At 69.2% G+C, this 19,525-nt stretch carries 17 protein-coding genes and 1 pseudogene; 6 read left to right on the forward strand and 12 right to left on the reverse strand.

The genetic code is table 11. The annotated features are described in order from the left end of the window. Positions 1 to 275 precede the first annotated feature (275 nt). Positions 276 to 1,955, reverse strand: coding sequence for an AMP-binding protein (locus SPK54_RS00180; protein WP_330945932.1), 1,680 nt, complete (start codon positions 1,953 to 1,955; stop codon positions 276 to 278). A gap of 79 nt (positions 1,956 to 2,034) precedes the next feature. On the opposite strand from SPK54_RS00180, the gene SPK54_RS00185 reads away from it, so the two are divergent. Beyond that, positions 2,035 to 2,550, forward strand: coding sequence for a nuclear transport factor 2 family protein (locus tag SPK54_RS00185; protein ID WP_330945933.1), 516 nt, complete (start codon positions 2,035 to 2,037; stop codon positions 2,548 to 2,550). A 22-nt stretch (positions 2,551 to 2,572) separates the two neighbouring features. On the opposite strand, the gene SPK54_RS00190 is transcribed toward SPK54_RS00185, so the two are convergent. From SPK54_RS00190 to acnA, 3 genes are all read right to left on the reverse strand, one after another. Continuing rightward, the gene (locus tag SPK54_RS00190; RefSeq protein ID WP_330945934.1) at positions 2,573 to 3,001 is read right to left on the reverse strand and encodes a type II toxin-antitoxin system death-on-curing family toxin; all 429 of its coding nucleotides are present in this window, start codon (positions 2,999 to 3,001) and stop codon (positions 2,573 to 2,575) included. 11 nt (positions 3,002 to 3,012) lie between these two features. Then, positions 3,013 to 3,234 carry an AbrB/MazE/SpoVT family DNA-binding domain-containing protein gene (locus tag SPK54_RS00195; RefSeq protein WP_330945935.1) on the reverse strand — a complete coding sequence of 74 codons (222 nt, stop codon included), beginning with the start codon at positions 3,232 to 3,234 and terminating at the stop codon, positions 3,013 to 3,015. A 170-nt stretch (positions 3,235 to 3,404) separates the two neighbouring features. Next, complete coding sequence (gene acnA / locus SPK54_RS00200) at positions 3,405 to 6,158, reverse strand: aconitate hydratase AcnA (RefSeq protein ID WP_330945936.1); 2,754 nt, start codon at positions 6,156 to 6,158, stop codon at positions 3,405 to 3,407. A gap of 124 nt (positions 6,159 to 6,282) precedes the next feature. On the opposite strand from acnA, the gene SPK54_RS00205 reads away from it, so the two are divergent. The 5 genes from SPK54_RS00205 (at position 6,283) to SPK54_RS00225 (ending at position 11,441) form a co-directional block, all read left to right on the forward strand. Next, positions 6,283 to 7,110: a GGDEF domain-containing protein gene (locus SPK54_RS00205; protein ID WP_330945937.1), complete on the forward strand. Its 828-nt coding sequence runs from the start codon at positions 6,283 to 6,285 to the stop codon at positions 7,108 to 7,110. A gap of 221 nt (positions 7,111 to 7,331) precedes the next feature. Next, positions 7,332 to 7,532, forward strand: a complete 201-nt coding sequence (locus SPK54_RS00210) for an AbrB/MazE/SpoVT family DNA-binding domain-containing protein (protein ID WP_190280909.1) — start codon at positions 7,332 to 7,334, stop codon at positions 7,530 to 7,532. Then, positions 7,529 to 7,927, forward strand: a complete 399-nt coding sequence (locus SPK54_RS00215) for a type II toxin-antitoxin system VapC family toxin (RefSeq protein WP_330945938.1) — start codon at positions 7,529 to 7,531, stop codon at positions 7,925 to 7,927. Before SPK54_RS00210 ends, SPK54_RS00215 begins: the two co-directional genes overlap by 4 nt. Before the next feature lie 41 nt (positions 7,928 to 7,968). Next, positions 7,969 to 10,560: a bifunctional aconitate hydratase 2/2-methylisocitrate dehydratase gene (acnB, locus tag SPK54_RS00220; protein ID WP_330945939.1), complete on the forward strand. Its 2,592-nt coding sequence runs from the start codon at positions 7,969 to 7,971 to the stop codon at positions 10,558 to 10,560. 560 nt (positions 10,561 to 11,120) lie between these two features. Then, the gene (locus SPK54_RS00225; RefSeq protein ID WP_330945940.1) at positions 11,121 to 11,441 is read left to right on the forward strand and encodes a DUF3817 domain-containing protein; all 321 of its coding nucleotides are present in this window, start codon (positions 11,121 to 11,123) and stop codon (positions 11,439 to 11,441) included. Between the two features lie 156 nt (positions 11,442 to 11,597). On the opposite strand, the pseudogene SPK54_RS00230 reads toward SPK54_RS00225, so the two are convergent. The 8 genes and pseudogenes from SPK54_RS00230 to SPK54_RS00265 form a co-directional block, all read right to left on the reverse strand. Continuing rightward, positions 11,598 to 13,583, reverse strand: a pseudogene (locus SPK54_RS00230) (chemotaxis protein CheW); the annotation flags it as partial. A gap of 17 nt (positions 13,584 to 13,600) precedes the next feature. Then, positions 13,601 to 13,966, reverse strand: coding sequence for a response regulator (locus SPK54_RS00235; RefSeq protein ID WP_330945941.1), 366 nt, complete (start codon positions 13,964 to 13,966; stop codon positions 13,601 to 13,603). Beyond that, the gene (locus tag SPK54_RS00240; RefSeq protein ID WP_190280915.1) at positions 13,963 to 14,247 is read right to left on the reverse strand and encodes an STAS domain-containing protein; all 285 of its coding nucleotides are present in this window, start codon (positions 14,245 to 14,247) and stop codon (positions 13,963 to 13,965) included. Before SPK54_RS00240 ends, SPK54_RS00235 begins: the two co-directional genes overlap by 4 nt. A 110-nt stretch (positions 14,248 to 14,357) precedes the next feature. Then, positions 14,358 to 15,320, reverse strand: a complete 963-nt coding sequence (locus SPK54_RS00245; RefSeq protein WP_330945942.1) for a chemotaxis protein CheW — start codon at positions 15,318 to 15,320, stop codon at positions 14,358 to 14,360. Beyond that, complete coding sequence (locus tag SPK54_RS00250) at positions 15,317 to 16,081, reverse strand: ParA family protein (protein ID WP_330945943.1); 765 nt, start codon at positions 16,079 to 16,081, stop codon at positions 15,317 to 15,319. Before SPK54_RS00250 ends, SPK54_RS00245 begins: the two co-directional genes overlap by 4 nt. Next, positions 16,081 to 16,992 carry a flagellar motor protein MotD gene (motD, locus tag SPK54_RS00255; protein ID WP_330945944.1) on the reverse strand — a complete coding sequence of 304 codons (912 nt, stop codon included), beginning with the start codon at positions 16,990 to 16,992 and terminating at the stop codon, positions 16,081 to 16,083. Before motD ends, SPK54_RS00250 begins: the two co-directional genes overlap by 1 nt. A gap of 11 nt (positions 16,993 to 17,003) precedes the next feature. Continuing rightward, a complete protein-coding gene (locus tag SPK54_RS00260) occupies positions 17,004 to 17,744 on the reverse strand; it encodes a flagellar motor protein (RefSeq protein ID WP_330945945.1) in 741 nt (246 codons plus the stop codon). 9 nt (positions 17,745 to 17,753) lie between these two features. Further along, complete coding sequence (locus SPK54_RS00265) at positions 17,754 to 19,523, reverse strand: chemotaxis protein CheA (RefSeq protein WP_330945946.1); 1,770 nt, start codon at positions 19,521 to 19,523, stop codon at positions 17,754 to 17,756. Positions 19,524 to 19,525 lie beyond the last annotated feature (2 nt).

Raw genomic sequence — 19,525 nt, forward strand, 5'->3', positions numbered from 1 at the left:
CAAGTCGGCATTTTCCGCTTCAAGTTGGGCATATAGCAGATCCGCTTCCGCCCGGATCCGCTACCGCCATGCCAGCCTCGGTCTGCTTGATGAAGCCGATGATCTGGCCCGTGGTGAAGCGACTCTTGCGCATGTCCGTCCTCTCTGGATGACGGACTCTGGCTTCGAGTGGTACGGCTCAGTGGGGGCAGGTCAGGATCAGCAGCCTGCCGAGCAAGCGGCGCGGCGGGAAGGGAGTCGCGGCGGGCGCCGCGACTCCATGGGGCCGTGGGCGCTCAGCCGGCCTTGACCGGCTCGCGCAGCTCCTTGCGCAGGATCTTGCCGACGTTGCTCTTGGGCAATTCATTGCGGAACTCGACCAGCTTCGGCCGCTTGTAGCCGGTCAGGTTGTCGTGGCAGAACGCCTTCACCTGCTCGGCGGTGAGCGCGGGGTCCTTCTTGACGATGAACACCTTCACGGTTTCGCCGCTGTGCTCGTCCGGCACGCCGATGGCGGCCACTTCCAGCACGCCGGGCATCATCGCGATCACGTCTTCCACTTCGTTCGGGTACACATTGAAGCCGGACACCAGGATCATGTCCTTCTTGCGGTCGACGATGTAGAAGTAGCCTTGGCCGTCCATCTTCGCCATGTCGCCGGTATGCAGCCAGCCTTCGGCATCCATGACCTTGGCGGTTTCCTCGGGGCGCTGCCAGTAGCCCTTCATCACCTGCGGGCCCTTCACGCACAGCTCGCCGATTTCGCCCATCGGCAGGACGCTGCCGTCCTCGCCCTTGATGCACACGTCCGTGGACGGTACGGGCAGGCCGATGGAGCCGTTGTATTCGCGCAGGTCCAGCGGGTTGATGCACACCGCCGGCGCGGTTTCGGTGAGGCCGTAGGCTTCCGCAAGGGTCACCCCGGTGACCTGCTTCCACTTGTCGGCCACGGCGCGCTGCACCGCCATGCCGCCGCCCAGGGTCAGGTGCAGGCGCGAGAAATCGACCTGGTCGAAGCCCGGCGTGTGCAGCAGGCCGTTGAACAGGGTGTTGACGCCGGTGATGGCGGTGAAGCCGGAGCCCTTCAGTTCCTTGACGAAGCCGGGCATGTCGCGCGGGTTGGTGATCAGCAGGTTGGACGCGCCGAACTTCATGAACACCAGGCAGTTCGCGGTCAGCGCGAAGATGTGGTATAGCGGCAGCGCGGTGACGATCTTCTCTTCGCCCGGCTTGACGTTGGTGCCCACCCACGCCGCCGCCTGCTGCATGTTGGCCACCATGTTGCGGTGGGTCAGCATGGCGCCCTTAGACACGCCGGTGGTGCCGCCGGTGTACTGCAGGAAGGCCAGGTCGTCCGCTGCGTTGCGGATCTGCGGCAGCTGGTGCATGCGGCCCAGGGTGAGGGTGTCGCGGAAGCGCACCGCGCCCGGGATGCTGTAGTCCGGCACCATCTTCTTCACGTGCTTCAGCACGAGGTTGACGATTGCGCCCTTGGGGAAGCCCAGCATGTCGCCCAGGCCGGTGGTGATGGCGCGCACGCCCGGCAGCTGGGCCAGCACTTCCTGCGCCACCTTGCCGAAGTTGTCCATCACCAGCAGCACGCTGGCGCCCGAGTCCACCATCTGGTGCTTGAGCTCGCGCGCGGTGTACATCGGGTTGGTGTTGACCACCGTCAGCCCGGCGCGCAGCACGCCGAACAGGGCGATCGGGTACTGCAGGCAGTTGGGCATCATGATCGCCACGCGATCGCCCTTCTTCAGCTTCAGCTCGCCCAGCAGGTAGCCGGCGAAGTCGCGGCTCAGGCGGTCCAGCTCGGCGTAGGTGATCGCCTTGCCCATGTTGATGAAGGCGGTGTTGTCGCGGTACTTCTGCAGCGCCGTTTCGAACACGTCGTTGATCGACGTGAACTCGTTCAAGTCGATTTCGGCAGGCACGCCGGCGGGGTAATGGGCCAGCCAAGGACGGTCGAAACTCATGCACTGCTCCCCTGCGAGTGTGATCCGCCGTCGAATGCGGCGGCGTATGGAATTGCGTTCGATTTGAGCATAGCCTCCCATGCCTGACAAGGCGATGCCCGTGGGCGCAGGTGGTGGTGCGGTGCGGCAATCCGGGGAGTTCCTGCAAGCGTTGCGATGGGGGCGGGCGTGGTGCCTGCTGGCGTTCGTGCTGCTAGCGACGGGCTGCACCCGGCCGGCACCGGAACAGGCGGTGCGCGCGCAGCTGCAGGCGCTGCAAGCCGCCATCGACGCGCGCGATGCCGGCGCGGTGGAGGCGCTGCTGGCCGAGGATTTCGCGGGCAACGAGGGGTTGGACCGGCGCGGCGCGAAGCGGCTGGCGGCGGGGCTGTTCCTGCGCTACCGCGGGGTCGGGGTGACGCTGGGCCCGGTGGAGGTGGAACTGCGCGGCGATGCCGATGCCGTTGCGCGTTTCAACATGCTGGCCACCGGCGGCAGCGGTGGTCTGCTGCCCGAGCGCGGGCAGGTGTATGCGGTGGAAACCGGCTGGCGCCGCGTCGACGGCGAATGGCGGCTGCGCAGTGCGCGCTGGCAGGCCGGGGGCGCGCGCGGATAGCGGCAGGCCCGCGCCGGGCCGCTTATCTGCGGTAGCGCGCCCGCGGCTCCTGCACCCGGCCTTCGGGCGCACCGGTGATGTGGTCACGCAGCCATGCCGCGAAGCCGGCTTCGTCCAGGGAGCCTTCGGCAAGGCCGATATAGAGGGGATACAGCGTCAGATCATCTGCATTCAACTCGGCGCCATTGAGTTGGATGAAGGTTTCGCAAGCCACCGCAGCGGTGCGCTTGTTGCCATCCACGAACGGGTGATTGCGTGCCAACCCGAACGCCAGCGCCGCGGCCAGCTCGGCCAGATCCGGCGGCGGGTCGCCATACGCAAACCGCTGCTGCGGGCGCGCCAGCGCCGAATCGAGCATGCCGGCATCGCGCACGCCGCTGCTACCGCCGTGTTCGGCCAGCTGCCGTTCGTGGATGGCGAACGCCAGCGCTTTGTTGATCCAGACAATCATGGCTGGTCTACCTACTGCGCCAGCTTGTTGAGCAGGCTGCGGCGCTTGCGCATCACCTGTTCCGCCACTTCCATCTGCGCCGCCAGTTCCGGATCGAACGCCGTCAGCCGGATCCCGTCCGGCGTCTCCAGCGCGTACAGCTCGTCGCCCTTGTCCACCCGCAGCCGCGCCAGCAGTTCCTTGGGCAGGATGACGCCGGCCGAATTGCCGATGGCGGTGATCTTGAGCTTCATGGCGGACTCCGGGCTGCGGGCGTTATAACAGATGTTATCACGCACTCCGCGCGGCGGGCACGCTGGCGGCGCGACCGGCGCATCGGCCATGTCCGCGCGGTCGGAAACGCGTCGCCCGACGACCCGGGCAGGCCGGATCGCGGGGCGCTCTTCGCAGGCGCGCGGAAACCTCAGGCGGCGGGCTTTGCCGCCAGCTGCCGCAGGACGTATTGCAGCAGCCCGCCGTGGCGGGCGTACTCCACTTCCTTGGGGGTGAGCAGCAGCACGTCCACCTCGAACACGATCCTGGTGCCGTCGTCGCGGGTGGCGGTGACGGTGGCGGTCTTGGCGCTGCCATCGGCCAGGCCGCTGACGTCGTAGGTTTCCGTGCCGGTCAGGCCCAGCGTGGTTGCGGTCTGGCCGTCCCTGAACTGCAGCGGCAGCACCCCCATGCCCACCAGGTTGCTGCGGTGGATGCGCTCGAAGCTCTCGGCGATCACCGCCTTCACCCCCAGCAGCAGGGTGCCCTTGGCGGCCCAGTCGCGGCTGGAGCCGGTGCCGTATTCCTTGCCGGCGATGACCAGCAGCGGGGTGCCGTGGGCCTTGTACTTCATCGCGGCATCGAAGATCGCCAGCTTTTCCGGCGGCTGCGCGCCGAAGTACAGCGTGTTGCCGCCTTCCTCGCCGCCGAAGAAGCGGTTCTTGATGCGGATGTTGGCGAAGGTGCCGCGCACCATCACGTCGTCGTTGCCGCGGCGGCTGCCGTAGCTGTTGAAGTCCTGCGGCGCCACCCCGCGCGCCATCAGATAGCGGCCGGCGGGGGAGTCCTTCTTGATGCTGCCGGCCGGGCTGATGTGGTCGGTGGTGATGGAGTCGCCGAAATAGCCCAGCACGCGCGCACCGGCGATGTCGTCGATGCGGCCCACCTGCATGGTCATGCCATCGAAGTAGGGCGGGTTCTTGATGTAGGTGGAATCGCCGTTCCATTCGTACAGCTGGCCGTCCGGCGAGGCGATCCCGTTCCAGCGCGCATCGCCCTTGAACACGTCGGCGTAATTGGCCTTGAACATGTCCGGGCCGATGGTGGCGGCGATGGTGGAGTGGATCTCGGCGCTGCTGGGCCAGATGTCCTTGAGGTAGACCGGGTTGCCGTCGCTGCCGGTGCCCAGCGGCTCGCAGGTCAGGTCCAAGGTGGTGCGGCCGGCCAGCGCATAGGCCACCACCAGCGGCGGGCTGGCCAGGTAGTTCATCTTCACTTCGGCGTGGATGCGGCCCTCGAAGTTGCGGTTGCCGGACAGCACCGAGGCCACGCACAGGTCGCCCGCGGCGATGCCGGCGCTGACCTCCACCGGCAGCGGCCCGGAATTGCCGATGCAGGTGGTGCAGCCGTAGCCCACGGTGTAGAAGCCGATCTTCTCCAGCTCGGCCAGCAGGCCGGCCTTCTGCAAGTAGTCGGTCACCACCCGCGAGCCCGGCGCCAGCGAGGTCTTCACCCACGGTTTGCGGGTCAGCCCGCGCGCGGCCGCATTGCGGGCCAGCAGGCCGGCCGCGACCATCACCGCCGGGTTCGAGGTGTTGGTGCAGGAGGTGATGGCGGCGATGACCACCGCGCCGTCCTTGATCCGCACGTGGGTGCCGTCGATGACGATGTCGGCCTGGCCCTTGCCGTGCTGTTCGTTGCCCACCGCAGCGCCGCCGCCTTCGGCGATGAAGTCGGCCACTTCCTCGCTGCGCTTGTCGCGCGCGGCGGTGAGCTGGGCGATGGCGGCGCGGCTGTTGTCCGGCATCTCGGGCAGCAGCACCCGGTCCTGCGGCCGCTTGGGGCCGGCCAGCGACGGCCGCACCGTCGCCATGTCCAGCGCCAGCATCGAGCTGTACTGCGCGTGCGGGCTGTCCGGCGTGTGCCACAGGCCCTGCGCCTTGGCATAGGCCTCGACCAGCGCGATCTGCGCTTCGCTGCGGCCGGACAGGCGCAGGTAGTTGAGCGATTCGGCGTCGATCGGGAAGATCGCGCAGGTGGCGCCGTATTCCGGCGACATGTTGCCGATGGTGGCGCGGTCGGCCAGCGGCAGGTGCTGCAGGCCGTCGCCGAAGAACTCCACGAACTTCCCGACCACGCCGTGCTGGCGCAGCATCTGGGTGACGGTCAGCACCAGGTCGGTGGCGGTGGCGCCCTCCGGTAGCTTGCCGGTCAGCCGGAAGCCGACCACCTGCGGGATCAGCATCGACGAGGGTTGCCCCAGCATCGCTGCCTCGGCCTCGATGCCGCCCACGCCCCAGCCCAGCACCCCGATGCCGTTGACCATCGTGGTGTGGCTGTCGGTGCCGAACAGGGTGTCGGGGAAGGCCCAGGTGATGCCGTCGACCTCGCGGGTCATCACCACCCGCGCGAGATATTCGAGATTCACCTGGTGGACGATGCCGGTGTTGGGCGGCACCACCTTGAAATCGGCGAACGCCTTCTGGCCCCAGCGCAGGAAGCCGTAGCGCTCGGCGTTGCGTTCGAACTCGATGCGGCCGTTGATGTCCAGCGCATCCGGGCGGGCGAAGGCGTCCACCTGCACCGAGTGGTCGATGACCAGCTCCGAGGGGATCTGCGGGTTGATCTGCTCGGGCCGGCCGCCCAGCTTGACCACCGCATCGCGCATCGCCGCCAGGTCCACCACGCAGGGCACGCCGGTGAAGTCCTGCAGGATCACCCGGCCCGGCATGAACGCGATCTCGGTGTCCGGCAACGCCTGCGGGTTCCACTTCGCCACCGCTTCGATATGCGCGGGCAGCACGCTCACGCCATCCTCGTGGCGGAGCAGGTTCTCCAGCAGGATCTTCATCGACCACGGCAGGTGCTTGAGGTCGAAGCGTTCGCCCAGCGCCGGCAGGCTGTGGAAAGCGTAGTCTTGGCCGTTAACGTGAAGCGTGGCACGGGTGGCGAAGGTGTTGCTCATGGACGTGCTCCCGGTTATGCGTGGCGGCGTCCGTGCATGGCCGGACGCTGGAAAAATGCGGGGGTCCCCGCGTCATCTTGCGGTTCCGATGTTAAGCCGGATTGAAAAAGCGCGAGGTTCGTTGATGAAACCCACCCAGGTGATCCACTCGATGCCGGGCCGGCCCGGCGCGGCATTGGCGGCGCTGCTGGCGGCAGTGGTCTTGCCGGCGCATGCCGCTGGCGGCGCGGTATCCGGCGCCTGGCCGTGGCTGCTGGTGCTGCCCGCGCTGCTGCTGGTCGCGGCCGTCGGCGCCTGGGGCCAGCGCCAGCGCCGCGAATGCGTGCAGCTGCAACGCCAGCTGGACGAATCGACCGCCAGCCTCCGCCAGCAGGGCGAGCAGCTGCAGGCCGCGCGGCGGGAGCGGGAAGGGGTGGTCGAGCGCCTGCAGCAACAGGCGGTGGAGTTCGGCCGCCAGGCCCACGAGGACGGGCTGACCGGGCTGCCCAACGGGCGCGCATTCGACGAGGGGTTCTCGCACCATTTCGCCCGCGCCAAACGACACGGCCAGCCGCTGTGCCTGATGCTGCTGGACCTGGACCATATCCGCCAGATCAACGACACCTGGTCGCATGCGGTGGGCGACGGGGTGCTGGGCGAGGCCGCGCGCCTGCTGCGTTCGGTCTGCCGCACGTCGGACCTGCCGGCACGGCTGGGCGGCGACGCCTTCGCGGTGATCCTCACCGATACCGACATGGAGGGCGGCAAGCGTTTCAGCCAGCGGCTGCACGCCGCGTTCGCCAGCTGCCGGAACTGGCACAGCGCCGAAGCCGGCCCCAACTACGTCAGCTTCAGCGCCGGCCTGGTGCAGCTGGGCGAAGACGACCAGGCGCCGGTGCAGCTGCGCCAGCGCGCCGACCGCGCCCTGTATCTGGCCAAGCACGCCGGCGGCGCCCGCACCAGCCTGGGCTGAATCCGCGCTCGGGCAGGGGCCTGCGCGGCCCTTCCCTATGCCACGCCATCGGCCGCGTACGTGCGGCCGGATCCCAGCGTCATGGACGCGGCTGTGCCCCGGCACGACGGGCAGTCGTTCAAGCCGGTAGGGGCTCGCCGCCTCGTGCGGTGGGTTCGGACGTTGGAGTATGTACTGAGAAGTATGTATAATTTCGGCCTACCCAAAGCGCAGGGCTGCCCATGGAAGCCACCGTTGCCGAACGCGGCCAGATCACCCTGCCGAAGGCGGTGCGTGACGCGTTGGGCCTGACCAAGGGCAGCGTGCTCAAGGTCGAGCTGGATGGCGGCCGCATCGTCCTCAGCAAGCATGTCGACGACGCCATCTCGCGCGTGCGCGGCAAGTTCGCGCTGGATGCCGGCGCCAAGGGCAAGCCCGCGTGATCGCCGTCGATGCGCCGGTGCTGGTCGAACTGCTGGCCGACGGCACCCACGCCGACGCCGTGGAAACCACCCTGCGTCAGGCGCTGGGCGCCGGCCGGGTGGTGGTCAGCGACGCCGCATTGGCGCAGCTGTCCGCCGCGCTGCGCAACGGCGCCGATGCGCTGGCCGCGCTGGAGGAAATGGGCATCCATTACAGCGCGGTGGAATCCAAGTCGGCGCTGCGCGCCGGCGAAATGCAGCGCCGCCAGCGCCAGCGCGGCGGCGAACCGCGCCCGATTTCCGACTTCCTGGTCGGTGCCCACGCGCTGTTGCAGTGCGATGCGCTGATCACCTTCGACGCCGCGTTCCATCGCGATTACTTCAAGGGCCTGAAGTTGATCGTCCCCCGGGACTGACGGCCCTCTCCACACGTAACACCTGCCAAGGAACCCCCCACATGCTCGCCGCCTACCGCCAACACGAAGCCGAACGCGCCGCCCTCGGCATCCCCGCGCTGCCGCTGACCCCGCAGCAGACCGCGGACCTGATCGAGCTGCTGAAGAACCCGCCCGCGGGCGAGGAAGCCTTCCTGCTCGGCCTGCTGGTCAACCGCGTGCCGGCCGGCGTGGACGACGCTGCCAAGGTCAAGGCCAGCTACCTCGCCGCGCTGGCGTTCGGCAGCGAGGTCAACCCGCTGATCCCGCGCGCCCGCGCCACCGAACTGCTGGGCACCATGCTGGGCGGCTACAACGTGGCGCCGCTGGTGCAGCTGCTGGACGACGCCGAAGTGGGCGGCGTGGCGGCGAATGCGCTCAAGCACACCTTGCTGGTGTTCGATGCCTTCCACGACGTGCAGGACAAGGCCAAGGCCGGCAATGCCAACGCCCAGGCGGTGCTGCAGAGCTGGGCCGACGCCGAGTGGTTCACCAGCAAGCCGGAAGTCCCGCAGAGCCTGACCATCACCGTGTTCAAGGTACCGGGCGAAACCAATACCGACGACCTGTCGCCAGCGCCGGACGCCACCACCCGCCCGGACATCCCGATGCACGCGCTGGCGATGCTGAAGAACAAGCGCCCGGATGCGCCGTTCGTGCCGGAGGAAGACGGCAAGCGCGGCCCGATCGGCGACATCCTCAAACTCAAGGAAAAGGGCCACACCGTCGCCTACGTGGGCGACGTGGTCGGCACCGGTTCCAGCCGCAAGTCGGCCACCAACAGCGTGCTGTGGTGGACCGGCAACGACATTCCGCACATCCCCAACAAGCGCGACGGCGGCGTCTGCCTGGGCGGCAAGATCGCACCGATCTTCTACAACACCATGGAAGACGCGGGCGCGCTGCCGATCGAGCTGGACGTTTCGCAGATGCACCACGGCGACGTGATCGAGCTGCGTCCCTACGAGGGCAAGGCGCTGAAGAACGGCGAAGTGATCGCCACCTTCGAGCTCAAGTCGGAAGTGCTGCTGGACGAAGCGCGCGCCGGCGGCCGCATCCCGCTGATCATCGGCCGCGGCCTGACCGCCAAGGCGCGCGAAGCGCTGGGCCTTCCTGCGACCGACCTGTTCCGCCTGCCGGTGGTGCCGCCGGATACCGGCAAGGGCTTCACCCTGGCGCAGAAGCTGGTCGGCCGCGCCTGCGGCCTGCCGGAAGGCAAGGGCATGCGCCCGGGCACCTACTGCGAGCCGCGGATGACCTCGGTGGGCAGCCAGGACACCACCGGCCCGATGACCCGCGACGAGCTGAAGGACCTGGCCTGCCTGGGGTTCAGCGCCGACTTGGTGATGCAGTCGTTCTGCCACACCGCCGCCTATCCGAAGCCGGTGGACGTGAAGACCCACCACACCCTGCCGGAGTTCATCTCCACCCGCGGTGGCGTGTCGCTGCGCCCCGGCGACGGCATCATCCACAGCTGGCTGAACCGCATGCTGCTGCCCGATACCGTGGGCACTGGCGGTGACAGCCACACCCGCTTCCCGATCGGCATCTCGTTCCCGGCCGGCTCCGGCCTGGTGGCGTTCGCCGCCGCCACGGGGGTGATGCCGCTGGACATGCCGGAATCGGTGCTGGTGCGCTTCAAGGGCGAGATGCAGCCGGGCGTGACCCTGCGCGACCTGGTCCACGCGATCCCGCTGTACGCGATCAAGGCCGGCCTGCTGACCGTGGAGAAGAAGGGCAAGAAGAACATCTTCTCCGGCCGCATCCTCGAGATCGAGGGCCTGCCGAACCTGAAGATCGAGCAGGCCTTCGAACTGGCCGACGCGTCCGCCGAGCGTTCCGCGGCGGCCTGCACCGTGCGCCTGGACAAGGCGCCGATCATCGAATACCTGACCAGCAACGTGACCCTGCTGAAGTGGATGATCGCGGAAGGGTATGCGGATGCGCGCACCCTGCAGCGCCGCATCGAGAAGATGGAGGCCTGGCTGGCCGATCCGCAGCTGCTGGAAGCGGACGCCGACGCCGAGTACGCGGCGGTCATCGAGATCGACCTGGCCGACATCAAGGAGCCGATCGTCTGCTGCCCGAACGACCCGGACGATGCCAAGACCCTGTCGGACGTGGCCGGCGCGCAGATCGACGAGGTGTTCATCGGTTCGTGCATGACCAACATCGGCCACTTCCGCGCCGCGGCCAAGCTGCTGGAAGGCAAGCGCGACATTCCCACCCGCCTGTGGATCGCGCCGCCCACCAAGATGGACGCCGCCGAACTGACCAACGAAGGCCATTACGGCACCTTCGGCGCGGCCGGCGCGCGCATGGAGATGCCGGGCTGCTCGCTGTGCATGGGCAACCAGGCGCAGATCCGCGAGGGCAGCACCGCGATGTCCACCTCGACCCGCAACTTCCCGAACCGCTTGGGCCGCAACACCAACGTGTACCTGGGCTCGGCGGAACTGGCGGCGATCTGCGCGCGGCTGGGCCGCATTCCGACCCGCGAGGAGTACCTGGCCGACATCGGCGTGGTCAACGCCAACGGCGACGCGATCTACCGCTACATGAACTTCGACCAGATCGCGGATTACCAGCAGGTGGCGGCGACGGTCGCGGCGTAAGCGCTCGACCTTCGCGGCACAAGCAAACGCCCGGCTATGCCGGGCGTTCTTGTTTTGGCGGTTGTTGGTGGCCGTTCGGGAGGGCTGTCGTGGCTTCCCGCCAGTTCCCTGCCGGGCCAGTCGCTGCTGCGAATGTCCCCCGGCATCGGCGTGCCGCCGCTGCCTCCTCCTTTATTTCGCAGCAGCGACTGGCCCGGCAGGGAACGTCCCGGAATACCGTGCGGCGGACAGAGGCACTGTCATTTCTTGCCTGATGGACGCGTTCCCATGCCCATTCCTGGCCCGTCTTTGGATTGGCCATTCGTTCTGGCGCTCGCGTTGTGCCACTCCCGCGTCGCCAGAACATCGGACGCGCTTGGTGGCGGGTGAGTGTCGCGCCGAAATCAAGGAGGAGGCAGCGGCGCCTGCGCCGATGCCGGGGGACATTCGGCGCGGCACTCACCCGCCACCAAGCGAAGCGATGGAACTCCGGTCGCAATTCGCGCGTCGCAATCAAGCCATGCCGCAGCGTTCAAGGTATGGTGTGCGGTCCGAAATTCCGCCAGGCCCGCACCTTCCGCATGACGACCAAACCGCCGCTTGCCCCCTCCGGAAAACTGTTTGTTGCCATCGCGCTGATCGAGGCGTTGACCTGGACCGGGCTGCTGGTCGGCATGTACCTGAAGTACGTCAGCGGCACCACCGACCTGGGCGTGTGGCTGTTCGGCCGCCTGCACGGCGCGGCGTTCCTGGCTTACGTGGCGATCTGCTTCATCGTCGGCGCGCGCCTGCGCTGGCCCATGTGGGCGCTGCTGCTGGCCGTGCTGGCGGCGATCCCGCCGCTGGTCACCTGGCCGCTGGAACTCTGGTATCGGCGTCGCGGGCTGCTGTCCAGCCGCTGATGTGATGCGCCTCGCGGCGCTGCCGCGAGACGTGGCGCGTTCGGGTCAGGCGACCTTGCGCACGCGCTTGGACAGTTCGATGACCTTGGCCATCTCGCCCTGCAGGTATTCCTCGGTGATCGTCGCGGGGGCGGCCTGGGTCTTGGTGGACAGGCTGCCCACGTCCACGATCAGCGCCACCCGACCATCGCCGAGGATGGTGGCGCCGGCCACGCCGGCGATTCGGCGGTAGTTGCGCTCCAGGTTCTTGACCACCACCTGCTGCTGGCCCAGCAGCTCGTCCACTTCCAGCGCCAGCCGCTGGCCCTGGCTCTCCACCACCACGGCGATCGGCTGGGCGTCGGTGCGGGTGGCCGGCAGGCCGTACTGGTTGGCCAAGTCGAGCAGGGGCACATAGTCCTCGCGCACGCGCAGCAGGCGCGAGTCGCCGGCCACGGTCTTGATGTGGTCCGCGGCGGGCTGCAGCGATTCCACCACCACGTTCAGCGGCAGGATGAAGACCTCGCCGCCCACCGCCACGGTCATGCCGTCGAGGATGGCCATGGTCAACGGCAGGCGGATCGAGACGGTGGTGCCTTCGCCGTTGCGGCTGCGGATTTCCACCTGGCCGCCCAGCGCGTTGATGTTCTTGCGCACCACGTCCATGCCCACGCCGCGGCCGGACAGGTCGGTGAGCGCCTCGGCGGTGGAGAAGCCGGGGGCGAACACCAGGTCCCAGACCTGCGCATCAGTGGGGTTCTCGGGCACCGCGATGCCGCGCTCGGCGGCCTTGGCCAGGATCCGCTCGCGGTCGAGGCCGCGGCCGTCGTCGCCCACTTCGATGATGATGTGGCCGCCCTGGTGCGCGGCGGACAGGGTCACCGTGCCGGCCTCGGGCTTGCCGGCGGCGATGCGCTGCTCGGTGGTCTCCAGGCCGTGGTCGATGGCGTTGCGCACCAGGTGCACCAGCGGGTCGACGATCTTCTCGATCACGCCCTTGTCCAGCTCGGTGCCTTCGCCGGAGGTCTTGAGGTTGACCTTCTTGCCCAGCCGCGAGGCGATGTCGCGCACCATCCGCGGGAAGCGGCTGAAGGCGAAATCCACCGGCAGCATGCGCACCGACATCACCGCTTCCTGCAGGTCGCGGGTGTTGCGGTCCAGCTGCCCCAGGCCGGCCAGCAGCTGCTCGTGGAGGCCGGGATCCAGCTCGGCCGAGCGCTGCGCCAGCATGGCCTGGGTGATGACCAGCTCGCCGACCAGGTTGATCAGGGCATCGACCTTGTCGACCGCCACGCGGATGGTGGTTTCGCCTGCATCATGGCGACCACCGCCCGCGGCGGCCGGAGGCGCGGCTGCGGCAGCCGGCGCAGGGGCGGCGACCACCGGGGCCTCCGGCGCCGGCAGTGCGGCGGCCACGGCCGACGCAGCGGGTGCGGGTGCGGAAGCGCCGTCGGCCAGCGGCTCGATGCTCAGGGTGCACTGGTCCTCGACCCACGCGAACGTGTCCTCGATGGCCGAGCGCTTGACGTTGCCGATCAGCTGCAGGTCCCAGGCCAGCCAGGCCTCGAACGGATCGAGTTCGTTGAACGGCGGCAGCGCGTCGTCGCGGCAGGCGACCTTCAGCTCGCCCAGCTGGCCGAGTTCGCGCAGCATGCGCAGCGGGTCGTTGCCGCTGAGGAACAGCGAGCGTTCCGGCTCGAAGCTGATCGACCAGCCCTGCGGCTCGGCGCTTGCCGGCTTGGCGGCGGTAGGCGCGGCCTGGGTGGCGGGTGCGTCGCTGGCGCCGGACAGCAGGCGCTCCAGCTCGGCGCGCGCGCGCGCCAGCATGGCCTGGTCGATGGCGTCGCCGTGTTCGGCCGCGGCCAGCAGCATGCGCAGCGCGTCCACCGAGCCCAGCAGCGCGCTGATGGCGACCCCGTCGAGCGTGCGCTTGCCGCTGCGGGCTTCGTCCAGCAGGGTTTCCAGGAGATGGGTCAGGTCGGCGATCGCGGTGAAGCCGAAGGTGGCGCTGCCGCCCTTGATCGAATGCGCGGCGCGGAACACCACGTGGATGGTGTCGCCGCCGCCGCCGCCGGATTCCATGTCCAGCAGCCCGGCTTCCATGGCGGCGAGGTTTTCGCGGCTTTCTTCGAAGAAGGTGGCGTGGAAGCGGGTGATGTCCATGGATGCCCCGAGATGGCTTAGCCGAGAACCTTGCGAACGGTGGCGAGCAGCTGCTCGGGATCGAACGGCTTGACCAGCCAGCCGGTGGCGCCGGCCGCCTTGCCCTCGCTCTTCTTGTCGGCACCGGACTCGGTGGTGAGCATCAGCAGCGGGGTGAACTTGTAGCTGGGCAGGGCGCGCAGCTGGCGGATCAGCTCGATCCCGTCCATGCGCGGCATATTGACGTCGGTGATCACCGCGTCGAACTTCTGGGTCTTGGCCACTTCCAGCGCGGCAATGCCGTCCTCCGCTTCCTTGACGTTGTAGCCGCCGCCGGACAGGGCGAAGGCCACCATCTGGCGCATGGAGGTGGAATCGTCGACGATCAGAAGGTTTGCACTCACGCGGTGTCTCCGGGGGCGGAATCGACACCCAGGCTGGCCGCGAGCGCGAGCTGGCGCGCGGCTTCCACCAGGGTGGGAGAGGGAAGGGTAATGGTGGTCACGCGGCCGCGCGCGGCGCGGTCCCGCATGAAGGCGTGCAGCAGCTGCAAGCCTGCGGTGTGCACGCGGCGCACGTCGGCGCCGGACAGCTCCAGCACTTCGTCGTCGAAGTGCGGCTGCAGCGCCGCTTGCAGGTCGGCGACCTGTTCGATGCCGAGGTCGGCTTGCAGGGACAGGGGCATTGGGCGTCTCGTGAGGGGCTTGATCCCAGACCGTTTAACGGCGCGCCAGCCCGCAACTTGAGGGCGCGGGCGCGAACTGCAGGTCAGCGCACAGTTTGCACTGTCCCGCCTCAGTCGAACACCACGCGCGCGTCCAGCAGGACCGTGGGCGGGGCGCCCGGGGTGCGCGCGATGCCCATGCCGATGCGGTCGCGCAGGCCCGGAGTGGGGGGCTCGATGTGGGGCGCATCGAGGGTGACGACGTCGGTGACCGCGGTGACCAGCAGGCCCACCAGCTCGTCCTGGTGTTCCAGCACCACGATGCGGGCGCGCTCGTCGGGCTCCACCGGCAGACGGCGCAGCCAGCGGCCCAGGTCGTGGACGGGCACCACCCGGCCACGCAGGTTCATGACCCCCAGCAGCGAGGGCACCGCGCCGCGGACGGCGATCACCGGGGCCAGCCGCACCACTTCCTGCACCCGCAGCAGTTCCACCGCGTAGCGGTCGTCGCCGACCGCCACCCGCAGCCAGCGCTGGCCTGCCGGCGCTGCCTGCACCGGCCGGTCTTCGTCGGGCTCGGCCAGCGGCGGCAGCAGCGCGGCGGGGGCCGCGGCATGTGCGGCAGGCGTGGCCTGCGGGGTGGACGCCGGTCCGGGCTCGAACTCGGCGGAGGCCGGCGCGGGGTCGGCGTCGAATACCGGCCCATCGTCGGGCCAGGCTTCCATGTCGGGTTCGCCAGGATCGCAGTCTGCCGGCCCGGCCTCGCCTTCGGGATCGATCCCGGGTTCGGGGGTGATATTGGCGCCGGCTGCTGTCTCGACCTCCGCCCCAAATTCGGCCTCGAGATCGGCCTCTAGACCGGCGTCGTCGGGACGGGCGCTGCCCGGCTCGCCTGCGGCCTTGGCCTGCATCTGGCTGTCGTCTTCGAGCATTGGCTCGGGCTGTGCGGCAGCGGCGACGTGGGGAGGTTCCACCGACGCCGCGGGCGGGGCCGGTGGCTGCGCGGGCGGCATCGCCAGCAGCGCATCGACGTAGGCATCGACCATCGCGCCGTCGTCCGGCTTGCTGGCCAGGGTGGTTGCCGGAGCGCTCATGCGGCCTCCTGTTCGGCAGGGGCGGTGTCCAGCAGCCACTGCATGGCGTGTTCGTAGGCGATCAGCCCGCGCCCGTACATATGCTCGCGGCTGCCCAGCGCATCGGCGTCGCGCAGGCGCGTGTCGACCGGGATGGGGTGCGGACAGGCGCTGGCATCCGGATGCGACTGCAGCTGTTCGAGGGTTTGCTGGCCGGTGCGCGTGCGCTTGTCGAACAGGGTGGGCAGGATCTGGCGCAGCAGCGGGCGGGCGCGCGAGCGTTCGACCATCGCCGCGGTATGCAGCATGCCGGCCAGACCGTGCAGGGCCAGCGGGTCGGTCTGGGTGGGCACGACCAGGCGGTCGCAGGCGGCCAGCGCGTTCACCAGCAGCAGCCCGAGGGTGGGCGGGCAGTCCAGCAGCGCGTAGTCGTGGCCGTCGGGCTCGGCCTGCAGGGCCCGCCCCAATGCCAGGCCAAGGCCGGGTTGGGTGGCGCTGCGCCGCTCCAGCGTGGCCATGGCCGGCTGCGCGGCCACCAGGTCGATGCCGCGATAGCCGCTGGACCGGGCGACGTCGGAGATGTTCCTGTCGTTGAACAGGTCGTACGTCCCCGCAGGCGGTGGTTCGGTGGGCACGCCGAACGCGCGGGTCAGCGAGCCGTGCGGATCGAGGTCGACCAGCAGCACGCGGTGGCCGGCATCGGCCAGGCTGCGTCCCAGGCACAGGGTGCTGGTGGTCTTGCCCACGCCGCCTTTCTGGTTGGCGATCGCCCACACGCGCATCACTGATTGCTCCCGGTTGCGGCCGCGACGCCGGCCGGCTGGGCCGCGCCGCGCATGTCCAGGCCTTCCATCACGCTATCCACTCCGCGGGAACTGGCGAGGATCACCAGCTCCACCCGCCGGTTGGCACTGCGGCCGGCGACCGAGCCATTGTCGGCGATCGGCTGGTACTCGCCATAGCCCATCGACGCCAGCCGCTCCGGGGCGATGCCCGAATCGATCAGCTCGTAGACCACGTTGGTGGCGCGCTCCGCCGACAGGTCCCAGTTGGAACGGAACTGCGCGGTGCGGATCGGCTGGTTGTCGGTATACCCCTCCACCCGCACCGCGTTGGGCGCCTTGCGCAGCACGCCGGCAAGCTGGCGGATGGTGCCCAGCGCGGTGGCGCTGGGCGTGGAAACGCCGCTGGCGAACAGCAGGTCGCTCTGGATTTCCACCGCCAGGAAGTTCTCGCCGCGACGGACCCGCACCAGCCCGCTGGCCACCAGCCCGGACAGGGCTTTCTCGATCTCGTCGCCAAGCGCGTGCAGCTGGGCCTGGCTGGCCTGCGCGCTGGCAGCGGTCGCGGCCTGGTTCTGTTGCTCGCGCCGGCTGACCGGCATCGGTACTTCGACCCGGCTGGGCTGCGCAGGCCCGCGGCGCGCGCCCGTATCGATCACCGAGGGACGGTCGAAGTCACCGCCGCGCAGCTGCACCTGGCCGACCTGGACCGGCTTGATCGAACGCGGCGGGCCGCCGAACGCGGCGGAGAGGGAGTCCGCCACCACCCGGTACTTGCCTTCGTTGAGCGAGGAGATCGCGTACATCACGACGAAGAACGCCAGCAGCAGGGTGAGCAGGTCGGCATACGGGATCGCCCAGGCTTCGTGGTTGAGGTGTTCTTCGTGCTGGTGGCGGGGGCGGCGGGCCATGGCGGTGGCCCTCAGTGCAGGAAGCCGTTGAGCCGGCTTTCGAGGTTGCGCGGGTTCTCGCCCTCGGCGATGGCGATCAGGCCTTCGATCAGCATTTCGCGCTCGACCTGCTGGCGATGGATCACGCCCTTGAGCTTGGAGCACATCGGCAGGAACATCAGGTTGGCCGCGCCGATGCCGTAGATGGTGGCGGTGAACGCGGCAGCGATGCCGTGGCCGAGCTTGCTGGGATCGGTGAGGTTCTTCATCACCGCCATCAGGCCGAGCACGGCGCCGATGATGCCCATGGTCGGCGAGTAGATACCCATGCCTTCGAACACCTTGGCGGCGGCGGTGTCGCGGTGGTGCTGCGCCTGCGCTTCGATCTCCAGCATCTGCCGCATGGTTTCCGGCTCGACGCCGTCCACCACCATCTGCAGGCCCTTGCGCAGGAACGGGTCGGGCAGCTGGTCGAGCACCGGCTCCAGCGCCAGCAACCCCTGTTTGCGGGAGATGGTGCTCCACTCCAGCATCCGCGCGATCAGCGCGGCGTGGTCCTGCGGCGGCGGGAAGAACACCCAGCGCACGATCCCCAGCGCGCGCCGGAACGTGTGCATGGGCGTCTGCAACAGGATCGCGGCGATGGTGCCGACGATGACGATGATGAAGGCGGCCGGCGACCACAGGCCGGACAGGCCCGCGCCCTTGAGGATGCTGCCGCCTACAAGGGCGACCAGTCCGAGGATCGCGCCGATGAGACTGAGGATATCCATGTGCCCACGCTAACGGCCGCGCGCGGTGGCGCTTGAGCCGCGCTGCGCGGATTCGAGCAGTGCGTCCACATCCAGGATCAGCGCCATGCGGCCGTCGCCGACCAGGCTGGCGCCGGCGTAGCCAGGCAGCCCGCGCAGGCTGCGCGGCAGCGCCTTGATGACCACTTCCTCGCGGCCCAGCACATGGTCGACCAGCATGCAGAAACGCTGGTCGCCGGCCTGCAGCACCACCCCGCGGGTGGCCTCGCCGATGCCCTTGCCCAGGCCCAGCCATTCGCGCAGCGACAGCACCGGCAGCGGGCGTTCGCGCAGGTCGAGGATCTTCTGCCCGTCCATCCACATCACCTGGCTGTCGTCGTGGGTGACCACTTCGATCACCCGCACCAGCGGCAGCGCGTAGACGTCGTCGTCCAGCTCCACCAGCAGGGTGGGCAGGATCGCCAGGGTCAGCGGCACGCGGATGACGAAACGCGACCCGCGGCCCAGCTCGGACTGGATCTGCACCTGGCCCGACAGCTCGCGGATCTTGGACTGCACCACGTCCATGCCCACCCCGCGACCGGACAGGTCGGAGACCTCGGTGCGGGTGGAGAACCCCGGCAGGAACAGCAGCGACAGGCATTCGTCCTCGGGCAGGCGGCCGGCGGTTTCGCTGTCGATCAGGCCCTTGCGGATGGCGCTGCGACGGATCGCCTCGGCGTCGATGCCGCCGCCGTCGTCGCTGACCTCGATGGCGACGTGGTCGCCTTCCTGCTGCGCGGCCAGGCGCACCCGGCCCTGTTCCGGCTTGCCGACGGCGCGGCGCGCCGCGGGCATCTCGATGCCGTGGTCGATCGCGTTGCGCACCAGATGCACCAGCGGATCGGCCAACGCCTCGACCAGGTTGCGGTCGAGTTCGGTGTCGCCGCCTTCGACCACCAGCTCGACCTGCTTGTCGAGCTGCCGGGCGACGTCGCGGGCGAGCTTGGGGAAACGGGTGAACACCCGGCTGACCGGCTGCATGCGCGCCGACATCACCGCGCCCTGCAGGCGTGCGGTGACGGTATCGAGGGCGGTCACCGCGCGGTCGAGGTTCTCGTTGCGCAGCTCGGGGCGCAGGGTCTTCAGGCGGTTGCGGGCCAGGACCAGTTCGCCGACCAGGTTGACCAGCGCGTCCAGCCGACGCACATCGACGCGAACGGTGTGTTCGGTTTCGGTGGCTGCGGGCGCGGGCTTGTCCGCGGCCGCAGGCTTGGGCGCTGCCGGCTTGGGCGCCGGAGAGGGCTTTGGCGGGGGCGGTGGCGGCGCGGCACCGGGAATGGCGCCTTCGCCGTGCAGGCTGTCCAGCAGGGCGTCGAAGTCGAGGTCGTCGAGGTTGTCCGGCAGTTCGAACGCCGGCTCCGCCACCGCGGCCGCCGCTGCCCCGGCCCCGCGCACCTGGCGCAGCAGGGCGGGGTCGACGTTCTCGAGTTCTTCGCCGCGGCCCAGCGCGTCCATCATGTCCAGCAGGATGTCGACCGCGCGCTGGGCGCCGTCGAAGGCGGCGGCATCGAGTTCGCAGGTGCCGCTGCGGGCGGCGTCGATGCGGTCCTCGAAGGCATGGCACAGCTGCACCATCGGCGGCAGGTCGAGGAAGCCGGCGCCGCCCTTGATGGTGTGGAAGCCGCGGAACACGGCGTCGAGCGTGGCGCGGTCGCCGGGATCCTGCTCCAGCGCGACGACCTGTTCGCCGAGGCGATCGAGGATTTCGCGCGCCTCGACCAGGAAGTCCGCGCGGGCGTCGTAGCCGTCCGCCGCCATGG

It is taken from the genome of Thermomonas sp. LB-4, from assembly GCF_036409385.1.
In the GTDB taxonomy this organism is placed as follows: domain Bacteria; phylum Pseudomonadota; class Gammaproteobacteria; order Xanthomonadales; family Xanthomonadaceae; genus Thermomonas.